Source organism: Sphingomonas sp. RB1R13 (genome assembly GCF_036663775.1).
Lineage (GTDB): Bacteria > Pseudomonadota > Alphaproteobacteria > Sphingomonadales > Sphingomonadaceae > Sphingomicrobium.
In genome coordinates this window covers 1-1,125 of record NZ_JAXOJM010000084.1, presented here as the reverse complement: position 1 = coordinate 1,125, position 1,125 = coordinate 1, and the positions used below count along the sequence as shown (strand labels likewise).

1 protein-coding gene and 1 pseudogene are annotated in these 1,125 nt (G+C 71.3%); one reads left to right on the top strand and one right to left on the bottom strand.

Features of this window, described 5'->3' with window-relative positions:
- Positions 1–474, top strand: a 474-nt coding sequence (locus U1700_RS15085) for a helix-turn-helix domain-containing protein (RefSeq protein ID WP_332753492.1), incomplete at its 5' end; no start/stop codon positions are given.
- Between the two features lie 121 nt (positions 475–595).
- Here the strand turns inward: U1700_RS15085 and U1700_RS15080 are convergent.
- Positions 596–1,125, bottom strand: a pseudogene (locus U1700_RS15080) (hypothetical protein); the annotation flags it as partial.

Here is a 1,125-nt window from a genome sequence, read left to right as displayed (position 1 = left end):
AAGCGCGTGACCGGGGTGACGCCCGCCGCCTATGCCCGGGCCCGCCGCACCGCCCGCGCCACGCAGGCGCTTGCCGCCGAGCCCAGCATCACCGCTGCGCTGTACGAGGCAGGCTATGCCGCACCCAGCCGTTTCTACGCGGACAGCGACCAGCGGCTCGGCATGGCGCCGGGCCAGTGGCGGCGCGGCGGCGAAGGGGTGGCCATCGCCTGGACCGTCGCCCCCTCGCCGATGGGCCCGCTCCTGGTGGCCGTGACCGACCGAGGCCTGGCGCGGATCGCCTTCGAGAACGATGAACAGGCCCTCGTGCGGGCCCTGCCCGCCGCCGATATCCGTCCGGCGGATGACGCCACACGCGACCGCATCGCCCGCATCGTCGCCGCCACCGACGTCCCCGACCCGGTGCTGGCCGAGCCCGCGCGACGGATCGCCTTTATCGAGGCGGTGTCGCAGGCGCTGCTGGGGACGGGCTGAGCCCAGCGATGCTGTCATTGCGAGCGGAGCGAAGCAATCCAGGGCGCCCCGATCCGTCACTGGATTGCTTCGCTCCGCTCGCAATGACGGGCAAACTCCAAGGCACCCCGGAACGAGCCGGCTATTCGGTCTTGTCGCTGACGGCGGCCAGCGCGGCCTTCACCGAGTCCTGGTTGCCGCTGTCGAGCAGCGCCAGCAGGGTTGCCGCCGGATTGTCGGGCGGCATGTGCGGGTCATAGGCGAGCGGGCGGAGCGTGTGCTTGGCCTGCTCGATCTGCCCGGCCGAAATCTGCTGTCCGGCCAGCATGAAGCGCAGACCCTTGTCCTGCGGCACCAGCTCGAAGGCGCGCTCCAGCCCCTTCACGGCCGATTCGCGCGGGCGCTCGTCCGCCAGGCGGAAACTGTTGTAGAAGACCGCCAGCGGCTCAGCGGCATTCGGATCAGCGCGATTGGCGCGCACGATCCAGCTGCGTGCCTCGGCCCAGCGCGCCGGGTCCTTGCTCTTGTCGCGGGCGGCGCGGCGCAGATGGAGCATCCCCTTGTAGAGCAAGGCCTGCTGAGAATCGGGCTTCACCGCCAGCGCCCGATCGGCGGCCGCCTCGGCCGCCTGATCCTGCCCGGCGTCATAGGCCATTTCGGCGAACCACCCCT